At 64.2% G+C, this 16042-nt stretch carries 29 protein-coding genes; 22 read left to right on the forward strand and 7 right to left on the reverse strand.

What is annotated here, in order from left to right:
• Nucleotides 1-35 precede the first annotated feature (35 nt).
• Entirely contained in the window at nucleotides 36-404 is a 369-nt protein-coding gene (locus tag RCO28_RS12355; protein ID WP_308941091.1) for a hypothetical protein, read from the reverse strand.
• A 195-nt stretch (nucleotides 405-599) separates the two neighbouring features.
• Between RCO28_RS12355 and RCO28_RS12360 the strand changes: the two genes are divergently transcribed.
• The 22 genes from RCO28_RS12360 (at nucleotide 600) to RCO28_RS12465 (ending at nucleotide 12266) form a co-directional block, all read left to right on the forward strand.
• The gene (locus tag RCO28_RS12360; protein WP_308941092.1) at nucleotides 600-1019 is read left to right on the forward strand and encodes a hypothetical protein; all 420 of its coding nucleotides are present in this window, start codon (nucleotides 600-602) and stop codon (nucleotides 1017-1019) included.
• Nucleotides 979-1500, forward strand: coding sequence for a DUF6879 family protein (locus RCO28_RS12365; RefSeq protein ID WP_308941093.1), 522 nt, complete (start codon nucleotides 979-981; stop codon nucleotides 1498-1500). The genes RCO28_RS12360 and RCO28_RS12365 overlap by 41 nt, the downstream gene beginning before the upstream one ends.
• Nucleotides 1501-1507: 7 nt before the next feature.
• On the forward strand, nucleotides 1508-2371 hold the full coding sequence (locus RCO28_RS12370) for a helix-turn-helix transcriptional regulator (RefSeq protein WP_308941094.1): 864 nt from the start codon (nucleotides 1508-1510) through the stop codon (nucleotides 2369-2371).
• Nucleotides 2364-2549 (forward strand): DUF397 domain-containing protein, encoded by a 186-nt coding sequence (locus RCO28_RS12375; RefSeq protein WP_308941095.1) that lies wholly within the window; start codon nucleotides 2364-2366, stop codon nucleotides 2547-2549. The genes RCO28_RS12370 and RCO28_RS12375 overlap by 8 nt, the downstream gene beginning before the upstream one ends.
• Before the next feature lie 1650 nt (nucleotides 2550-4199).
• Complete coding sequence (locus RCO28_RS12380) at nucleotides 4200-4496, forward strand: hypothetical protein (protein ID WP_308941096.1); 297 nt, start codon at nucleotides 4200-4202, stop codon at nucleotides 4494-4496.
• 21 nt (nucleotides 4497-4517) lie between these two features.
• The gene (locus RCO28_RS12385; protein WP_308941097.1) at nucleotides 4518-4874 is read left to right on the forward strand and encodes a hypothetical protein; all 357 of its coding nucleotides are present in this window, start codon (nucleotides 4518-4520) and stop codon (nucleotides 4872-4874) included.
• A gap of 93 nt (nucleotides 4875-4967) precedes the next feature.
• Nucleotides 4968-5210 (forward strand): hypothetical protein, encoded by a 243-nt coding sequence (locus tag RCO28_RS12390; protein WP_308941098.1) that lies wholly within the window; start codon nucleotides 4968-4970, stop codon nucleotides 5208-5210.
• Between the two features lie 2 nt (nucleotides 5211-5212).
• Complete coding sequence (locus RCO28_RS12395; RefSeq protein ID WP_308941099.1) at nucleotides 5213-5527, forward strand: hypothetical protein; 315 nt, start codon at nucleotides 5213-5215, stop codon at nucleotides 5525-5527.
• 349 nt (nucleotides 5528-5876) lie between these two features.
• Nucleotides 5877-6047: a hypothetical protein gene (locus RCO28_RS12400; protein WP_308941100.1), complete on the forward strand. Its 171-nt coding sequence runs from the start codon at nucleotides 5877-5879 to the stop codon at nucleotides 6045-6047.
• Nucleotides 6040-6360 (forward strand): hypothetical protein, encoded by a 321-nt coding sequence (locus RCO28_RS12405; RefSeq protein ID WP_308941101.1) that lies wholly within the window; start codon nucleotides 6040-6042, stop codon nucleotides 6358-6360. The genes RCO28_RS12400 and RCO28_RS12405 overlap by 8 nt, the downstream gene beginning before the upstream one ends.
• Entirely contained in the window at nucleotides 6360-6587 is a 228-nt protein-coding gene (locus RCO28_RS12410; RefSeq protein ID WP_308941102.1) for a hypothetical protein, read from the forward strand. The genes RCO28_RS12405 and RCO28_RS12410 overlap by 1 nt, the downstream gene beginning before the upstream one ends.
• Before the next feature lie 309 nt (nucleotides 6588-6896).
• Nucleotides 6897-7415, forward strand: a complete 519-nt coding sequence (locus RCO28_RS12415) for an antirestriction protein ArdA (RefSeq protein ID WP_308941103.1) — start codon at nucleotides 6897-6899, stop codon at nucleotides 7413-7415.
• 11 nt (nucleotides 7416-7426) lie between these two features.
• Nucleotides 7427-7654: a hypothetical protein gene (locus RCO28_RS12420; RefSeq protein WP_308941104.1), complete on the forward strand. Its 228-nt coding sequence runs from the start codon at nucleotides 7427-7429 to the stop codon at nucleotides 7652-7654.
• Complete coding sequence (locus RCO28_RS12425) at nucleotides 7651-8013, forward strand: hypothetical protein (protein ID WP_308941105.1); 363 nt, start codon at nucleotides 7651-7653, stop codon at nucleotides 8011-8013. The genes RCO28_RS12420 and RCO28_RS12425 overlap by 4 nt, the downstream gene beginning before the upstream one ends.
• Before the next feature lie 4 nt (nucleotides 8014-8017).
• On the forward strand, nucleotides 8018-8251 hold the full coding sequence (locus RCO28_RS12430) for a hypothetical protein (RefSeq protein ID WP_308941106.1): 234 nt from the start codon (nucleotides 8018-8020) through the stop codon (nucleotides 8249-8251).
• A complete protein-coding gene (locus RCO28_RS12435; RefSeq protein WP_308941107.1) occupies nucleotides 8248-8487 on the forward strand; it encodes a hypothetical protein in 240 nt (79 codons plus the stop codon). The genes RCO28_RS12430 and RCO28_RS12435 overlap by 4 nt, the downstream gene beginning before the upstream one ends.
• Nucleotides 8484-8852, forward strand: coding sequence for a hypothetical protein (locus RCO28_RS12440; RefSeq protein WP_308941108.1), 369 nt, complete (start codon nucleotides 8484-8486; stop codon nucleotides 8850-8852). Before RCO28_RS12435 ends, RCO28_RS12440 begins: the two co-directional genes overlap by 4 nt.
• A 158-nt stretch (nucleotides 8853-9010) precedes the next feature.
• Complete coding sequence (locus tag RCO28_RS12445) at nucleotides 9011-9622, forward strand: hypothetical protein (RefSeq protein ID WP_308941109.1); 612 nt, start codon at nucleotides 9011-9013, stop codon at nucleotides 9620-9622.
• Between the two features lie 25 nt (nucleotides 9623-9647).
• On the forward strand, nucleotides 9648-11018 hold the full coding sequence (locus tag RCO28_RS12450; RefSeq protein WP_308941110.1) for a DUF3987 domain-containing protein: 1371 nt from the start codon (nucleotides 9648-9650) through the stop codon (nucleotides 11016-11018).
• Nucleotides 11019-11038: 20 nt separating this feature from the next.
• A complete protein-coding gene (locus RCO28_RS12455; RefSeq protein ID WP_308941111.1) occupies nucleotides 11039-11686 on the forward strand; it encodes a hypothetical protein in 648 nt (215 codons plus the stop codon).
• The gene (locus RCO28_RS12460; RefSeq protein WP_308941112.1) at nucleotides 11683-11850 is read left to right on the forward strand and encodes a hypothetical protein; all 168 of its coding nucleotides are present in this window, start codon (nucleotides 11683-11685) and stop codon (nucleotides 11848-11850) included. The genes RCO28_RS12455 and RCO28_RS12460 overlap by 4 nt, the downstream gene beginning before the upstream one ends.
• Before the next feature lie 158 nt (nucleotides 11851-12008).
• The gene (locus RCO28_RS12465; RefSeq protein ID WP_308941113.1) at nucleotides 12009-12266 is read left to right on the forward strand and encodes a hypothetical protein; all 258 of its coding nucleotides are present in this window, start codon (nucleotides 12009-12011) and stop codon (nucleotides 12264-12266) included.
• A gap of 275 nt (nucleotides 12267-12541) precedes the next feature.
• On the opposite strand, the gene RCO28_RS12470 is transcribed toward RCO28_RS12465, so the two are convergent.
• The 6 genes from RCO28_RS12470 to RCO28_RS12495 are packed head-to-tail and all read right to left on the reverse strand — an operon-like array spanning nucleotide 12542 to nucleotide 16039.
• Nucleotides 12542-12811 (reverse strand): hypothetical protein, encoded by a 270-nt coding sequence (locus tag RCO28_RS12470; protein ID WP_308941114.1) that lies wholly within the window; start codon nucleotides 12809-12811, stop codon nucleotides 12542-12544.
• Nucleotides 12812-12835: 24 nt separating this feature from the next.
• Entirely contained in the window at nucleotides 12836-13831 is a 996-nt protein-coding gene (locus RCO28_RS12475; protein ID WP_308941115.1) for a peptidoglycan-binding protein, read from the reverse strand.
• A 59-nt stretch (nucleotides 13832-13890) separates the two neighbouring features.
• Entirely contained in the window at nucleotides 13891-14178 is a 288-nt protein-coding gene (locus RCO28_RS12480) for a hypothetical protein (protein ID WP_308941116.1), read from the reverse strand.
• 15 nt (nucleotides 14179-14193) lie between these two features.
• A complete protein-coding gene (locus RCO28_RS12485) occupies nucleotides 14194-14823 on the reverse strand; it encodes a hypothetical protein (RefSeq protein WP_308941117.1) in 630 nt (209 codons plus the stop codon).
• A complete protein-coding gene (locus RCO28_RS12490; protein ID WP_308941118.1) occupies nucleotides 14820-15464 on the reverse strand; it encodes a hypothetical protein in 645 nt (214 codons plus the stop codon). Before RCO28_RS12490 ends, RCO28_RS12485 begins: the two co-directional genes overlap by 4 nt.
• Nucleotides 15464-16039 (reverse strand): hypothetical protein, encoded by a 576-nt coding sequence (locus RCO28_RS12495; protein ID WP_308941119.1) that lies wholly within the window; start codon nucleotides 16037-16039, stop codon nucleotides 15464-15466. Before RCO28_RS12495 ends, RCO28_RS12490 begins: the two co-directional genes overlap by 1 nt.
• Nucleotides 16040-16042 lie beyond the last annotated feature (3 nt).

Consider the following 16042-nt stretch of genomic DNA (forward strand, 5'->3'; position numbering starts at 1 on the left):
TGCCACCACGTAAGCCACCTGCTGCTGACGGGGAGTCACGAGACACCCGTCCCGCTCCTCTTCTCGTAGACCTTGAGGAAGCGCTGCGTCAGGAAGGCGGTCTGGCGCATGTAGCTGAAAGCGCTGAAGGCCGGCGTCTCCTTGTTGGGGCGACCCTTCATGTCCAGGTGCCGGTACGCCTCGTGGAACAGTTCCTTCACCTTCGGGTCCTCGTCTGCGCCCAACTCCTCGGCGAGGAGCAGGTTCAGGTGCCCGAACAAGGCCAAGGTCTTGCCGTCGATGTCCTCGCGCGTGGACGTGCTCAGCGCCATGCCGAGCACGGCGTCAACGCTGTCCGTGATCAGCTCCTCATCAATGGGCAGGTCATCGACCGGCGTCTCGGGTCTCTCGATCACGGTGGACACCACGCATCTCCCCTCGGGACCGCACGGTTTGCGGCTGCCTTGGCTGCTCGGTTCGGAACGAACGTAGAGCGGTCGGCAACCAACTCCCAAGAAGATTGCGCGAGTTTGCAGCAACCCGATTGACGGGGTCGAACGCCTCATCGACGATCGGTGTGTCGCGCAATCTCGTGCAAGGCAGACGACAGGAGAACAGCCATGAAGCTACGGTTCCTTGGTAAGAACTCCCAAGTGGGCGACTGCCCGACCCTCTACGCCACCGACCGCGACTCGTACCTGGTTCAGGGGTGGAAGATCTTCGCGGACGACATCCTTTCGCAGCTCGACCTCGGCGAAGGAGAGACGGCCGTCGAGGTTCCCACCGAGCTGTTCGAGCACCTGGAGAAGGACGGTCTCCCCTCTGGCGAGTTCAGGCGTCTTGAGGACCCCCTCATGGTCCTCACGCCGGGCGGTACGTACGTTGTGCAGGGTCGGGAGGTGACTGATCCCGAGGCCCTGTCCCAGATGTCGATTCCTGACTACGAGACCGTGGTCGAGGTCCCCAAGGCCGCGATCACAGCCCTACTGGAGGACCCCCGTGGAGCTGATCTCCAGCGCCGAGCGCAACCGGCTCTTTGAGTCATTCGCGCGCGATGCCTTCCACCTGGAGCTGAGGGACGACTACTCAGTCCCCTTGGAGGAGGGCCCGTACGAGAAGTGGCTCGCGGGAGTGGTCGACAACTCCTTCATGGACTCGTGGTTGTCGATGATTCGGCGGCTCAGTCAGGAGGGCAAGACTGTACGGCGCGTCCGCGTCGTGACTGAGCCTCACACCCCGTACATCCGCTGGGAGCACGAGAGCACTCCACTCAATGAAGGGGCCGGCGAGCAGATTCGCTGGATGCCACGGCACGGGCTGCCCGAGGGGCTGGACTTCCCCCTGGGCGGCAAGGACTGGTGGCTCTTCGATGACAAGCTCCTGGCCGTGGGCCACTTCGATGACGCTGGCAGAGTCCTCGGGTCCGAGGTGATCGACGATCCCGAGACGGTCGCAGAGTGCGTCCGAGTGAGGGACCTGCTCTGGAACTCTGCCATCCAGCACTCCGAGTACAAGCCCTGACCGAGCAGTGAACAACCAGGCACAGAAGTCCCGCGAGGCGTTGGGCGCCCGGCTGCGTGGATACCGCAAAGACGCGGGGTTCAGCAGCGGCCGGGCCTTCGCCGCTGCCATGAACTGGCAGGAGTCCAAGGTCTCCCGGATCGAGAACGGCAAGCAGAACGCCAGCGAGGACGACATCCGAGTCTGGTGCGAGAAGACGGGGCGCGAAGCCAGCGCTGGGGATCTCGTCGCCACACTCCGGCACATCGACGAGCTATGGAGTGAGTGGCGTCGGCAGCTCCAGGCAGGCATTGACCAGCCTCAGAAGAAGTTGGTGCCGCTATACCAGAAAACCAAGGTGTTCCGGATTTGGGAGCCCAACGTCGTGTGGGGCACTCTCCAAACGGGCGAATACGCCAAGGCGATCTTCGAAGCGGTCGTGAGGGTGCACGGTGACACGGGAGGCGAGGACTCCGCCGTGGCCAAGCGCCTCCAACGGCAGAGGTACCTATACGAAGGCGACCGGATCTTCAACGTCGTGCTTGGAGAGCAAGCTCTCTACTCGAACCATGGCGGCGCGGAGGTCATGAGGGGGCAGCTCGACCGGCTGATGGTGGTCATGGCCCTGCCTCGGCTCAGCCTCGGCATCGTCCCCCGATCAGCACCGCTCGCAGTCTGGTTCGGCCATGGATTTTCCATGTTCGACGACAAGGTTGTCCGCGTGGAGACAGAGTCCGCCGAGATGCAGGTAACGCAGCCAGGGGAGATCGAGATTTACATGAAGACATTCGAACTCCACCGGCAATCTGCTGTCTACGGGAAGGCGGCCAGAGACCTCATCGTTGGTGCAATCGACCATTTTGACCGCATGGAGAGGGAAAACCGTGACTGAGAAGCCAAATTGGCGCACCAGTAGCTACACGCAGCATGATAACTGCGTCGAAGTCGCCGATAATCTCCCCCGGAAGGTTCTCGTCCGGGATTCCAAGCGCCAGAACGGCGCAGTTCTGGATTTCCCGGACTCCTCCTGGGGCGATTTCGTGGAGTTCAGCAAGAGCTTCCGCGTCTGACTAGGCTCGCCCCGGCCCCCTCTCTCGGGAGGGGGCTTTGTTGTGCCCTGATGAATGAATCATCTGCCGGCCTCCCTCTGGGGGAGGCTGCTGGAGGGGGTATATAACCCGGCCCACAAATAACGTACGTGTTATTGACCCCCAATCCGTCACGCCGCGACCGTGAAGTGTGGCCACGATCACCACAACTATTCATTCACGGACACCCCTGAAGTGCTGATGTGTGCCGGCGGGCAGCTAAGAACGGCCTGAGAGGCGATCTGCGGACCTTTCAGGGCCCGAATCGAGGAATCCGGAGGGCCGAAGGCCGGCGGGGGCTCTCCTGGGCGTACAGGGCCTCCAATCGTTCATACCCGTACACGGTTCGAGGAAGGCACCCCCGGTGGGTCCTGTTTAAGAATTATCAAGTATTACCCCCGTCATGTATGCGTGCGTGCAATAGTTCATTCATTCATGCGTGCACAGGTATCCGCGCGGGTGTATGCGCGGAACATCTATTGCGTGCGAATGGGCAATTACATTCGGGTGGGAATGCCTCACGTGTCGTGAGTGAATGAATAGTTAGAGCGCGTGAGCATGGTCACGCGCGCGACCTAGGTGCGCCTGGTCGCGTTGACGTGAGTACCGCGTGTGCGTAGGTCACAGTGCCGTAACGCATAGGTCATGGCCTCGTAGACCTACAGCCATGAAACGGTAAAGGTCAGAGCCCTAGAGTCACGCTGCGTGTGCGCATAGGTGCGCACCGTGTGAGCTAGCAGAAGTTGATGTGAGTACCGTCACGCGCACGGCTATTGCATTGGTGTGCCAATCCATGCAACGCGCGTCTTCCTTTGATTCATGGGTGAGCGAGTCGGGTTGTTGTGAGTGCTGCGAAGTTGATTTGAGTACCGCATCTGTGTACTGTTCTTCCTGTCAGCCCAACGGGGCAGGCACCCGGAGGAAAGCCCTTAGGGGTGAGTACAAGGGCAGTGCTAGGTGACTTGATAACTGAACAGTGAACGGCAAGCGAAAGCTCAATCGGGAATCGAGCGTGACGCAGCTACGGGAACGGCACACGGTCTCCTAGGCCAGCATCTAACGACACGGCGCGAATAAGCCTCCCTAGCCCTCACGGGGCAGGTTGTAGGCAGTAGGCCAGTAAGCGTTAGAGAGGGTGCGAGTAAGACCTAGGGGCAAGCGTGAAAAGGCAAGTTACGGAGTGATGCGGCGTGGAGCTTTCAAGGCAATGTGTGCGAGTGACGTACGAAAGTGCAGACGAAAACACATTGCAGCAACACCCAAGGGACAACAACGCGTGTCCGGCATGTGGCGCCTACGTCTAGAACTACGGCGCAAAGCGTGACCCTAAATGCGTGAGTCCCGAACGTCCTAGCGCCCATTTGGGGGCCTGCCAGTTCGACCCTGGACTAGGACACTCGGGGCGCCGAGATAGGCGCCCACAACTCAAAGGAGAGTGCGGAACATGCGTTGTGCAGTCTGCGCAATGTGGGGAATCGACCGTGCGGCTACGCACGTCGGGCCCTGGTCGGACTCGGGCCAAATGCACGGGCGGTGCGGCGCGTGCATGGTCGGAATCCCTCCCGCTGCTGGCTTCACTGAGATTGGCGGACTCATGCCCCTTTTTTCTCACAAAAGTTGATTTGAGTACTCATGTTGATTCAAGCGGTGTGGCACGGCGGACACAACTACAGCCACGGATACGACTACCGCGATGGTCTCGAATCATTCGCGTCAATCAAGGATGCCGGATACGAACTGTGGCGCCGCTCCCACATGGGATATGGCGAGTTTGAGTACGTCTCCGCCGACTATAAGCGGCCGGTCCGGTACGACACCCCGGCCGTAGATGAAACGGCGTCCATGGACCTTTATGCGCCCGGCTCGGATGAGCCGTTCCGGCGCCTCACCCTCGGGCCGCGCGGTGGCGTGCGCTCCGAAAGCTACTGACACCCCGAAAGGAACACAGCAATGCAGCTCGTGACCGTTGAAACCCTTCACGCAGACATCCTCTCGACCGGCGGAATGACCCACCGTCCCGGAACTCCCGCGCCTATGGGTGGCTACATGGTGAGCGTGGCCGGTGCGGAACGAATGCTCCCCGTGACCCGCTTCACGCCCGCCGCTCTTGAGCAGTACATGGACGACTACCGCGCCCGAATGAAGGTAACCGCGTCCCTCTACTACGGCGCATGGGTTGACGGAGATTACGTCTATCTCGACGTGTCCGTAAACGTCCGGGACCGCGCAGAGGCCGAGTCCATGGGGCGCCTTGAATTCCAGTTGGCCATATTCGATGTCGCTAACGCTGAGGTCATCTCTCTGTGACGCGTGAACGGCTTTAGTCGGGGCCGGTGTGTAGCACCGGGCCCGGCTATGGCTGGTCAAGCCTGACTAGGAACCAACCAAGAAAGGGAAGCAATGCGCATCCGCGTTGTGAACTCGCACGACATATTCACCGACCACGAAACCCACGTGAGTGCAGGAGACGTTTACGCCGCACTCAAGGAATCGCCTCACGAGCACCGGCGCCTGTTCGTGAACCTCGGAGAGGGGCGATCCATTGACCGGCTGGACTCCGGCAAGGGGCGGAAGATCTATGGCCCCGCATGGGTGCACATCGACGCTTACACGGACGGCAGCATCACGCAGAGGGTGAGCTAGTCATGGCCGTTAAGCCTCTCAAGCTCAAGGCCAGCAAGGAATACCGGATCGTACTTAGCGATGACGACTGGTCGACGCTGGCCGCAATGATCCTGATTCAGCGCGAACGCTCCCGTTACACCAGGGAGATTGACCTACTGCGTGACGCATGGTGGGCAATCGTCGAGCAGCGGCAGGACGGGGCTGTATGGCTCCGTGGTCGCGAACTGCACTGGATAGGCGTGATGAACGTCGCCGGGCACTCATTCACCGCAGACCTGTTGCGCATCGGGGAAAGCCTGCTCGTACAGCTCGAAAAGGTGGAGGCGAACGCGTGAACCCCCGCGAGTTGGCGTACCTGGTCCAACGGTCGGGCGGCTCTGTGCACGGCTCGTGCGCGGAGTGGACAGACCTTGAATTCCCCACGCTCATACGGGCTATCGCGTTCCTGTCCAGCATGGATTGGGAGGACGTAGCCGAATTGCGGGACGCCGTAACTGGCCTGCGCACGACGGTCGTCGTGCAAATCCCTAACCTCTCGGTCGCCTTCTGGGGTACCGACGAACACCTTAAGCACTACCTGAAAGGCACCAACTGGTGTACGTAAGCGAGTCGGTCACCCCTGAAGACCTGTATGCCTGCGAGTGCGGGGGCGTCTTGGAAGTAGAGGCAACGGCCTGGATCAACTTGTCCAAGGGGGCAGACGGTAAGCCCGAGTTGGAGGTATTCGGATTCAGTGAGGGGGACTACGCGGTGAAGTGCGCCGAGTGCGGCAACGAGCACACCAGTACCGCCCTCGGCCGGGCCGTGGGCGGGGTCATCTACGGCGACGGCGGTAAGGACTGGTTCCGTGGCTGACAACGGTGTGACCGAGACGGTAGACGGCCTGTTCGCCCGACGCTGCACCAACCGCGTGCACTACCAGTGCCGCTCGTACACCTTCACGTTTGACCTGCCCGATGATCCGGCGGCCGGTGAGTGGACGGTCGTTGCGGCCGGTGTGTACGACGGCCCGGCCTACGTGCGAGCACACAAGTTCATGCTCTCCGAGTGTGTCGACCCGGACACCATCATCCGCCTGACGCAACAGGAGATAGGCGAGCCCGGAAGTACCGCGCTCTACGCCTGGAATGACGCTCGCGACTGCACGTTTGAGGTGGAGGCCCCGTAATGGCTATCTACCGGCCCGGAGAGGTCAACTGCGGCAACTGCAACGAGCCCACCGGTATCCCGGCAGAGGACTGGGACGAAGAGCAAGCGGGGCCGCTCACCTTCGGTGAGAACGGCTACGTGAGCGGCGGCATCTGCGCCCCGTGCCACGTCCACGACATCGGCGATTGGGATGCGTCCGAGTGCGGGTGCGTGGACTGCGAAGAGAACGAATGCGACGACAACTAACCGCGCACTGACGCGCTTTGCCTCGGGCCGCCTGCCACCTGGTGGGCGGCCCTTTGCATGGCCTGTCAGCCACGACAGGACCGCCCGACACCAACCGAAGGGACACCCCCATGCGGCACCGCTGTGCCCGATTCCACGAGATCTACGACGACTACTCCGGCGCAGCCCGGAAGGACGAGACGTACGCAGGCGAACGCTCGAACCTGGGCCAGGCGAAGACGCTCCGCGCTTCGGCGTTCAACACACGCCGGACCATGGCACGGCGGCTGGAAGGCCACATCCGTCACTGCGGTCTGTGCGGGTGACGACATGACTCGAACCCCAACCCCGAGCATCTACGTCGCGAGCCTCGCCGACTACAACGCCGGTCGCCACCACGGCGTTTGGATCGACGCCGACCAGGACGCGGACGAGATCCGCGCCCGGATCAAGACCATGCTCGACCGCTCGCCCACGGGCGACGCCGAGGACTACGCGATCCACGATTCCGAGAACTTCGGGGCCGTGGAGCTGTCCGAGTTCATCAGCATCGACGACGTGGCCACGCTCGCCAAGCTCGTCACCGAGCACCCGCCCGAGCTGGTCGCCCACTTCCACGGCGAGGGCTACGCGGTCGACGACATCGGGGACGAGATCGAAGACCGGTCCCGTGGCGTGTGGGAATCGCTCGCCGATCTCGCGCTGGAGGACATCGGGGACGACCTCCCCGAGCGCTTCCAGGACCACCGATGGACGCTCGCGAAGGCAATCGCGAACGACTGGGAGCAGTCCGGCTCCTACCTCACCATCCGCACCGGCGACGGCGTCGCCGTCGTGTGCAACGACTGAAAGGCCAGACAGTGAGTGCATTCAAGACAGGGGACCGCGTGGCGGTCCTGGAGTACGGCCCGGTCCTCATGCCGGGAGTCGTCGTCGAGCCGAACGGCCGTCGCGTGAAGGTGCGCACCACCAAGGGTGTCCGCTCATACCCCGCGGTCTCGGACTACGTGAGGAGGGCGGCCGGCCTGGAGTCGCGCACCCGTGACCTGTGGGCCGACGCATGGGCAGAGCTGGAGGTGGCCCGGTGACCGCTTGGGTCATGGCGCTCGCCGAGCGAACCCGCCCGGACGTGCCCAACTACGCAGAGGACGTGCACCCGTCGACCGCTCGGGCCGCGGTCTTGGTCGACGACTTCGCGGACCTGTTCCCGGTCTTCAAGGGGTGGCGCGAGCACTTCGGGGGTGACATCACCACCTACGCCCTGTCCTTCGAGGAAGGGGAGGACTGGGGCACGCGGTGGACGGAGTACGGGCCCCCGTTCCGGCTCGACCACATGGAGGGCGGCTGGATTCAGGTCAGCCCTGACATCGATGCCAAGCCCAAGGGGCGGCCCCTGTCCGCGCCGACGCTCGACCAGGACGCCGCTCCCGCGGTCGAGGGGGTCTGACGCCATGGGCAAGGGCTCGACCAAGGGCGAGGTGCAGCACACCCGGACGCTCGATGACAAACGTATCGGGTGCTGGTACTGGAGTTGCGGCGCACCCGCGACGCGGTGGATCGACATGGAGCGGTGGGGCATCCGCCGCTGGCTGAGCACGTCGTACTGCGACGACCACGGGGACTGGGAGTTCGAAGACTCGGACCACGTCCACCGGGAACGAAAGATCAAGGAGACCGGCCAGTGAGCCGTATGAAGAAGTACATCGACGACGCTCGGGAGGTCGAGCAGTCGGCGGGCCTGGCCGCGCTGCACGGCACCGCTCGGGAACGGCTGGACGCCATCACGTTGACGTTCGAGCTGTGCGGGACGCTCGCCCGCGACTACCACGACCCGCGGATGGTCGCCGGGATGCTCGTGCACCGCGCGGCCGACTCGTTCAGGACCGCTCGGAGCACTCAGTGGGCGGAGGTCGCAGCGTGAAGTCCCCGACACCGCAGGAGAGTTACGACCACATCATGGGCGCCAGCCCTGACTACTGGTCTTGGTGGGACCTGGACAGCAACGTCGGCGGCCTGGACGAAGCGCCGGACGACTGGTTCGTGAAGGGCACCATCGAGAACCCCTACGAGGACAGCCCCGCGGAACTGCCGGTCCAGCTCGGTCACGTCGAGATCGTCCGAGCCATACGCAAGATCGCTGCCAAGAAGGCAGGCAAGTACGTCTCTGACTCGGCCCAGAAGTCCTGTTCGGACTTCATCTTCCGACGCGACGAAGCGGACTTCGACGCAGGGACGGCCGACGAGGTTCTACAGGTGGCCGTACTGGGCGAGGTCGTCTACGGCTAACCCACCCACCACCACAACCGAATAGCAACACCAGCCGAGCGGACGCCAGTTGGCGGGCCGCTTTCTTCATGCCCGCAACACCGCGGGCGCCTTTGGCGGGGGCCAGGTCCATGGGCCTGGCCCCACGCCATGGGTGCTCGACAGAAAGGGAGCAACACATGGATGCGCTTTGCCACGGATGCAAGGCCAAGGGGGAGGAGACGGAGGCGGTCTCGATCATCGCCGTAGGGGTGAAGGTCTGGGACCTGTGCCAGCTCCACGCCGACAGGTTCGCGGGCTACCTCGCGGACGTGTTCCAGGACGGCGGGGACACCGAGCCCGTGAAGGAGCGGCCCTCGGTCGTCGTCACGGGTGAGATCCCCGGCTACGACCACGAGACCGCGCGGGCCGCGATCGAGAACCTGGGGTACCGGATCGTCGGTCATGTCGAGGACGACACCGAGTTCATCGTCATCGGTCTACGGCCAGCACCCCACAAGGTGGCCGAAGCCCGAGAGCACGGCACCCGCGCGTTCGACGCGACGCAGCCCAAGGCCCTGGCCCGAGCGATCTGCTCGGGCGACCTGGACCTTGCGCTCCCCTCGGTCGATGACCTCCCGGTCGTCCAGGCCATGCAGCCCAAGAAGACCGCCGAGGACATCAAGGCCGAGCGCGAGGCAGAAGCCATCCGCACATGGGCTTCCGGTATCGGCTTCGACCTGAACCCCAACGACGACATCCCGCCTGCGATCCGCGCGGCGTACACGCAGGCCCACGCCCCCGCGGGCTGACCCCCACACCTGAAAGGCAAGACCAGTGTTCGACAGCATGAAGTACGGGCCGATAGGCGAGGCCGTCGAGAAGGCCATGCCCAGCACGGAGGCCGACCCGATCGGCGTCTACGCCTCCACCCTGTCCCTGTTCTCGGCCGCCATCAACGGCCACGTCCTCACCGAGAACGGTCGGCCGGTCGCGATCTGGACCGTGCTCGCCGGCCGCTCCGGCATCGGGTGCAAGGGCACGGCCTACCGCAACGCCCGCGCCCTCATGGGCGCCCAGTTCGACGGCTTCTTCGCCACCCGCATCATCTCCGGCATCTCCTCTGGCCCCTCCCTGGTCAGCAACCTGTACGGCATCGAGCTGGCGTCCATGGGGAGCGAGGACGGGCCGGACAGCCGGGCCTTGATCATCGAGGAGGAGTGGGCGGAGATCCTGAAGCGCGCTAAGCGCTGCCCCACCTTCGACCAGAAGCTCCGCACCGCTTGGGACGGCGGCGAGATCCAGAACCGCACCAAGGGCAAGGACGGCACGGGCGACGTACAGAAGGTGGACACCCCGCTCCTCGGCTTCCACGTCCACATCACGCCGGGCGAGTGGGGCAAGTTCGTGTCCGCGACCGCGGCACTCGGCGGCTCGTACAACCGCCTGCTCCCCGTCCTGGTCGAGCAGTCGAAGATGCTGCCGTACGGCAAGCGGGCTCCGATCAAGGCTGACCTCCGCATGGCCGAGGCGTACAAGTGGGCCAAGGCCAAGCCGCGGGAAATCTCCCTGGCCAAGGAGGCGTACAAGAGCTTCGACGAGATCCGCGCATTCATGCTCGGCAAGATGGCCAACACCCCCGAGCACATCGCGGTGTACTTCGAGCGCACCGCGGAGCAGGTGCTCCGGGTGGCCGCGGTCCTCGCGGCCTCCGAGATGAAGACCCGCATCTCGAAGAAGGCGCTCCAGGCAGCGTGGGCTTTCGTCCAGTACTCGATCAACTCGGTCGAGAAGCTGGTCACCGAAGCCCACGACGGCGGCGCGGTCAAGGTCAAGAGCCTGCCGGACATGATCCGCGAGGTGTTGAAGCGGCACGGCGGTGAGGCCACGTCCACGCTGCTGCTCCGCTCGCTCCAGGCGCACACCAACGCCGCGGGGCTCAAGGAGACCGTCGACCAGCTCGACGATGTCGAGTACTACCGCGGCAAGTCCAAGACCACCGGGCCCAAGCCGACGATCTACCGGCTGATCACGGACGACGTGAAGCGCCAGGAGCCCGACGAGCAGGCACAGGAAGCCCCTGCGCTCAAGCTCGTGCAGGAGCCGAAGCCCAAGAGCACCCCGAAGCGGACGGCCCCCAAGAAGGTCGTCATCACCCAGCCGCAGCCCCAGCCGGCCGCGGCCAACCCGTTCGCAGCGCTGCTGTGACATCGAGATGAAGGAGGGCTATGGCCCTGGAAGACATGCTCGCCGGCCTCAAGGTCGGCGACTATGTGACAGCCAGCGGACAGGACACTCGCGGGCACGACGTGACCCGCACCGCGACGTTCCTCGGTCGACCGAAGCCGGTCACGCCCCAGCGGGGCGGAAGGAAGGTGAAGGGGGTCCGCCTGTACGTCGGAGCCGAAGGCACGGACCTCGACGAGCGATCGACATGGGTCATGCTCACCGACGACTTCGGCTCGGTCGAGAAGGCAACGCCCACCTGGCAGAACTCCGAGCTGCGGAACGTGCCGGGCGTACGGATACAGAACCCCAACGTGCGGATCTACTTCGGGGGTAAGGGAGGGAAGCGCTCCTCGGAACCGGCCGAGCCGGTCGTCCTCGCGGGCATCCGCCACATCGGGGAGGGCCGGTACGAGATCTACGACGTGGACAGCGGGGACGTACTGCTGACCGGAACACTGTCGGCACAGCTCTGGTGGCTGCACGCGAAGGCCGTGGCCTCCGAGCCGGACTCTGAGCCGCTGTCAGAGCCCGCGGCTACTGTGGTCGAAGACCTCGGTCAGCCCGTCCGCCATGTGGTGACGGGCGACCTGGTCGGCTACCTCACGCCCGACAGGTTCACGCCGATTGACCAGGTGAAAGAGCAGTGACAGAGAAGCTGGTGTGCCTCGACTCCCGGCACGGCGGATGCGCCGGAGAGGTGATGTACCGGGAGAGCACGAGCGGCACCGGTACCACCGTCCCGCGGTGCGACCAGCACGCAGCCATGGCCCGAGCACGGGCCGAGAAGCGCAGGCAGAACAGAGGCGAGTGAACCCGTCGAACATGCCGAAGAGGCGGCCCGCACACATCGTGCAGGGCCGCTTTTCTTCGCTCGTAAGCAAGTGGAACCGACTGGCGACAGAGGCGACAAAAGTGGCTGATTAGCCCTCATATAGGGTGATCGAAAGATCAACCAAGGAGGGGGCTCCGGTGAGCAACGGCTACAAGGACGCGAAGCAGGCCGCGGAGGACACGCAGAAGATGATCTGGGGGACCTGGTTCTTCACCGGGATCGTCATGATCACGCTGGCGATCCTCACGGAGGATGTGTTCCTCCTAGGTCCGGTCCTCGACTTCGTCGCTGCCTGGGGCTGGATACCCGCCACGATCATCGCCATCGTCCTCTCGGTCATGGTCGAGATGCGGCGGGACGACGCAAGGAAGAACGCCAACGGGGTTGGCTTCTGAGGAGGGGAACATGACGGACGAGAAGCACTGTGCTGATTGCGGCGTGAAGATGGATACGAGTGAGGAGCACTCGGAGTGTCGGCACTGCCGCAAGTGCATGGACGTGAACTGCATCGCGCAGCACGAGAGGCGCCAGCGGTAACGCAAAAGGGGCCCCCGGCCTGTCCCATGAAGGGACGGCCGGGGGCCTTTCTGTTTGCCCAGTGAATGACATGGACACGACTCCAATGATTCATTCACTCACGGCACTCTCTCAATCCCCCCGAGCGGTACCCCTACCGCCCGGAAGCCTGTGAATGATTCGTCTCGTACTCGGCGAGCTGCATGTGCAGCTCGGCCAGAGCATCGTTCGGCGAGGTCTCGTGCAGAGCCTCGCGGGTCTTGCCGTCCTCGACGCGCTGTGCCACCTCACCGACACCGAGCAGCGCACCGACCAGAGCGAGTGCGCCGTACCAGTCGATGTCGGGGAAGTGCGTGACGAGCAGGGGCACCAGGGCCGCGAGGACGGCCACGATGCGAACGGAATGGGCGCGAAGGAATGCCATGGGGGCTCCTCTGTCAGGGGGTGGTTACTTCATGAGGCGGGCCCAGGTGTCCGGGCCGGGGTAGCCATCGGCGTTCGAACCGGTCCAGCCCTGTGCCCGCTGGAAGGCGCGCACGGCGTTGCGGTCCGCGTTGGTCCACCGAGGGCCGGGGCCGATCACGTAGAAGCGGCCGTACCCCTTCGTCACCAGCGCGGTGCCAAGCTGCGTGACGTACTGATTCACCTGGCCCGGCTTGAACCGCGATGCCCCAGGGAACGCCGGTGCCTTGGGCTTCGGCTTCGCCGGGGCCTTCTCCGGCACGGTCACCTTGTCGCCAGGGTGGATCACGTTCGGGTTCTTGATCTGCGGGTTCAGCCCGATGACGGTCGCGAGGGAGACGCCGGCCGCCGCCGCGATGGTGGCGAGGGACTGGCCAGCCTTCACGATGACCTTCTTGGTCTTGCCGCTCGGCTTCTTGTGGCTGGTACCCGAGCCGGTCGCCGGCCCCGATGCCGTCGCCTTGTACGTGAACCCGGACTTGCCCTTCTTGCTCGGGTCCGCGGTGGTGATGCCGTCGCTGAACTGCGGGTATCCGTAGCCGTGGACATACGCGTCCCGACGGAGCCGCTTACGGGCCATCACCTTGTTGCCGTTGGCGTCGTTCGTGGTCGAGGTGTTGCCCTCGTAGGTGTAGATCCACTTCGAGTCGTAGGCGTAGCAGATACCCGTGTGAGTGCTGCCGCTCGTGCCGTAGATGACCTGCGCCCCGACCGCCGGGTACGCGCTCCAACGGCCCTTGGTCTTGAACCACTGCATCGCGGTCCACACGGAAGCGGTACGCGGGTAGAGGCTGGCAACACCGGCCTTCAGCGCCACCCACGAGACCCAAGTGGCGCACCACGGCTGATAGTTGGACCACTCAAGGCCAGGAACCTGGCCGCTGTACTTCTGGTGACCGCTCGGCCGCTCGCCCGGCGCGCGCTGCGCCTGGTAGCCGACCTCACCCTTGGCGACGGACAGAACCTTGGAAACCTGAGACATACTGCCCCCTTTCGGGCATGAAAAAAGCCCCCAAGTAGGGGGCGTGAGTAGAGAGTTGGTTACTCGGGCTCTCTCGTCGGCTCGACAGCGGAAGTCATCGGCTCAATGCCGTTCTGCCGGAGCTGGAACGCGTAGTCCGCGCTCACGTGGCGGTAGTACTCGACGAGGGCTTGCAGCTCGTAGACCGAGTCCTGGAGTGCGCCTCGCCAGCGGGCGAGGTCTTCGATGTGTTCGCGTCGGGCCTTGTCGAACGCGTCCTTGCGCTCGAACCAGAGCTTGATGAACCCGACGAGGGAGGCGATCCCACCCGTTCCGAACACCACACTGAGGATCTGTGATGTACCCATTGGGGACCTCCCTTCTTAGATGGTGCCGACCCACCTGATCTCGGCGAATGAGCCCCACTTGTACTGGAGCGACACTTCTTCGTTGGCCCACCCGAAGGTGGACTCAAGACACTTCGCGGCGAACTGGACCTTCGACCCGGCCGTGAGTTTCTGCACGGTCGAGTGCCCGCCGCACATCGTGTAGCTGGTGGACTGCGAGGGCGAGAACGTGTCGACGGCAGCCGCGGCGATGGCGTCGCCCGTGCCGGTCGTCATGTTCACCCCAATGTCGACCCAGAGGCTGTGCCGCAGATCCCCGGTACTGGCCTGCGTGTTGAACGCACCGTTCAGCGTGATCCGGTACCGGCCATCGATGGGCACAACGAACTGCCAGGCCGTGTCCCGGCCCATCGTCCAGTCGGCCTTGAACGTCGGGACCATGCCGGGCCACGTCTCGTACGAGGTGAGCGGGGCGCCCTCCGTACCGAGCGGGAAGAACGGGATCACCGAGTACGCGTCCTTCGGCATGTCCTTCCGCTTGAGCCCGATCATCCGGGCAGCCGGAGGGTTCTGGAGGAACCGGTGCACGTCAGAGATCCGCTCGTTGAACTTGGTCGCGTCCTCCAGCTCACGGGGAGTCCACGACTCGATTGCAGGAACACTCACGGCAGCCTCCCGACCCAGCGCAGTTCGAGGAACGAGCGGCCGGGCATGGTGCGGTTGGCGAGCACGTAATCCTTGTCGGCGACACCGCCCGCGGAGACCGTCTCGCCCTTCTTCAAGTTGATCGTCGTACTGATGGAACCCATGTACCGGCTGGAGCCGTTCGTGGCGTGGTGGACACGGCCAGGGCAGTGCGAAGCGAACGGGGCGTACCCCGAGGTCCAGTCGGCGTCAGTCAGCTGGTTCTTGCCGAGGCGGAGGTGGACGTTGTTGGACTCGCCGTTCGTCTCGATGACGCCACCGAACGTCACGGCGTACAGCCCGTCCTCGGGGGCGGTGAGCCGCCACAGGTTTCCGCTGGACTGGATCATCGCTCCGCCGGTGTTGTCGTACTCCTCGTTCGGGGCGGAGCCCTTGCCCGGCAGGTACATCGGGAACGTGAGCCACTTGTTGAAGGTGAGCCACTTGCCCCGGTCGACTGCGTCAGCCGGGTTGCTGCCGGAGAACGTCCCCCGCTGCCGCAAGGTCACCTTGCAGGCCGGCGGTGTGTACAGGAACTTGTGCACGTCGCGGACGTACTTGTTCATGGTGTCGGCGGTCACGACCTCTCGTTGCCGCCAGATGTGGACGAGCGGAGTCGCCATCAGGGCTTCACCCCCACCCATCGAAGTTCCAGATGAGAGATCATCTGTGCATAGCTGCCGTCCCCGAGATAGAAGGGCTCATCAGCGTGAGCGGCCAGTGCGACGAAGTCACCGGCCTTGAGTGCGACCGTCGCGGAACCGGCGCCGACCTTCTCGGATGACGTGGCGCGGCCACAGCCGACCCGGACGATCGGCTTGGCGGCGATGTCCTTGCCGCCGGTCAGGTTGATGTTCGCTGCGGCCAGGGCGTACGTGAGGGCCCCGGAGACGGAGCGCAGGATGATGCCGAACGACAGCTCGTACAGGCCGTCGATCGGGGCCACGATCTTCGCCGGGTCCTTGGACATCAGGCTGCCCGTGGTGTCGTACGAGTGCGTTGCGCCGACGCCGGAGCCGACGCGTTCGAGCGTCACGGGGTACCAGGTCTTCGCGGCCTTCTGCTCGCTCGCCTGATTGGCGATCGTGCGGCGGCAGGCCGGGGGCTCCAGGAAGCCCCGGAGCACGTCACTGACGTACTGCTTCATGTCCGAGGGGTTGACCTTCTGGCCGTTGGCCCAGCTCTTGATGTCTGCCATCTG

It is taken from the genome of Streptomyces sp. LHD-70 (assembly GCF_031157275.1).
Classification (GTDB): Bacteria; Actinomycetota; Actinomycetes; order Streptomycetales; family Streptomycetaceae; genus Streptomyces.

Coding starts and splice junctions, on each gene's coding strand:
- RCO28_RS12360 (WP_308941092.1), top strand. CDS start 600: ATGAAGCTACGGTTCCTTGGTAAGAACTCCCAAGTGGGCGACTGCCCG.
- RCO28_RS12380 (WP_308941096.1), top strand. CDS start 4,200: ATGTTGATTCAAGCGGTGTGGCACGGCGGACACAACTACAGCCACGGA.
- RCO28_RS12385 (WP_308941097.1), top strand. CDS start 4,518: ATGCAGCTCGTGACCGTTGAAACCCTTCACGCAGACATCCTCTCGACC.
- RCO28_RS12390 (WP_308941098.1), top strand. CDS start 4,968: ATGCGCATCCGCGTTGTGAACTCGCACGACATATTCACCGACCACGAA.
- RCO28_RS12395 (WP_308941099.1), top strand. CDS start 5,213: ATGGCCGTTAAGCCTCTCAAGCTCAAGGCCAGCAAGGAATACCGGATC.
- RCO28_RS12410 (WP_308941102.1), top strand. CDS start 6,360: ATGGCTATCTACCGGCCCGGAGAGGTCAACTGCGGCAACTGCAACGAG.
- RCO28_RS12415 (WP_308941103.1), top strand. CDS start 6,897: ATGACTCGAACCCCAACCCCGAGCATCTACGTCGCGAGCCTCGCCGAC.
- RCO28_RS12430 (WP_308941106.1), top strand. CDS start 8,018: ATGGGCAAGGGCTCGACCAAGGGCGAGGTGCAGCACACCCGGACGCTC.
- RCO28_RS12445 (WP_308941109.1), top strand. CDS start 9,011: ATGGATGCGCTTTGCCACGGATGCAAGGCCAAGGGGGAGGAGACGGAG.
- RCO28_RS12455 (WP_308941111.1), top strand. CDS start 11,039: ATGGCCCTGGAAGACATGCTCGCCGGCCTCAAGGTCGGCGACTATGTG.
- RCO28_RS12470 (WP_308941114.1), bottom strand. CDS start 12,811: ATGGCATTCCTTCGCGCCCATTCCGTTCGCATCGTGGCCGTCCTCGCG.
- RCO28_RS12475 (WP_308941115.1), bottom strand. CDS start 13,831: ATGTCTCAGGTTTCCAAGGTTCTGTCCGTCGCCAAGGGTGAGGTCGGC.
- RCO28_RS12480 (WP_308941116.1), bottom strand. CDS start 14,178: ATGGGTACATCACAGATCCTCAGTGTGGTGTTCGGAACGGGTGGGATC.
- RCO28_RS12490 (WP_308941118.1), bottom strand. CDS start 15,464: ATGGCGACTCCGCTCGTCCACATCTGGCGGCAACGAGAGGTCGTGACC.
- RCO28_RS12495 (WP_308941119.1), bottom strand. CDS start 16,039: ATGGCAGACATCAAGAGCTGGGCCAACGGCCAGAAGGTCAACCCCTCG.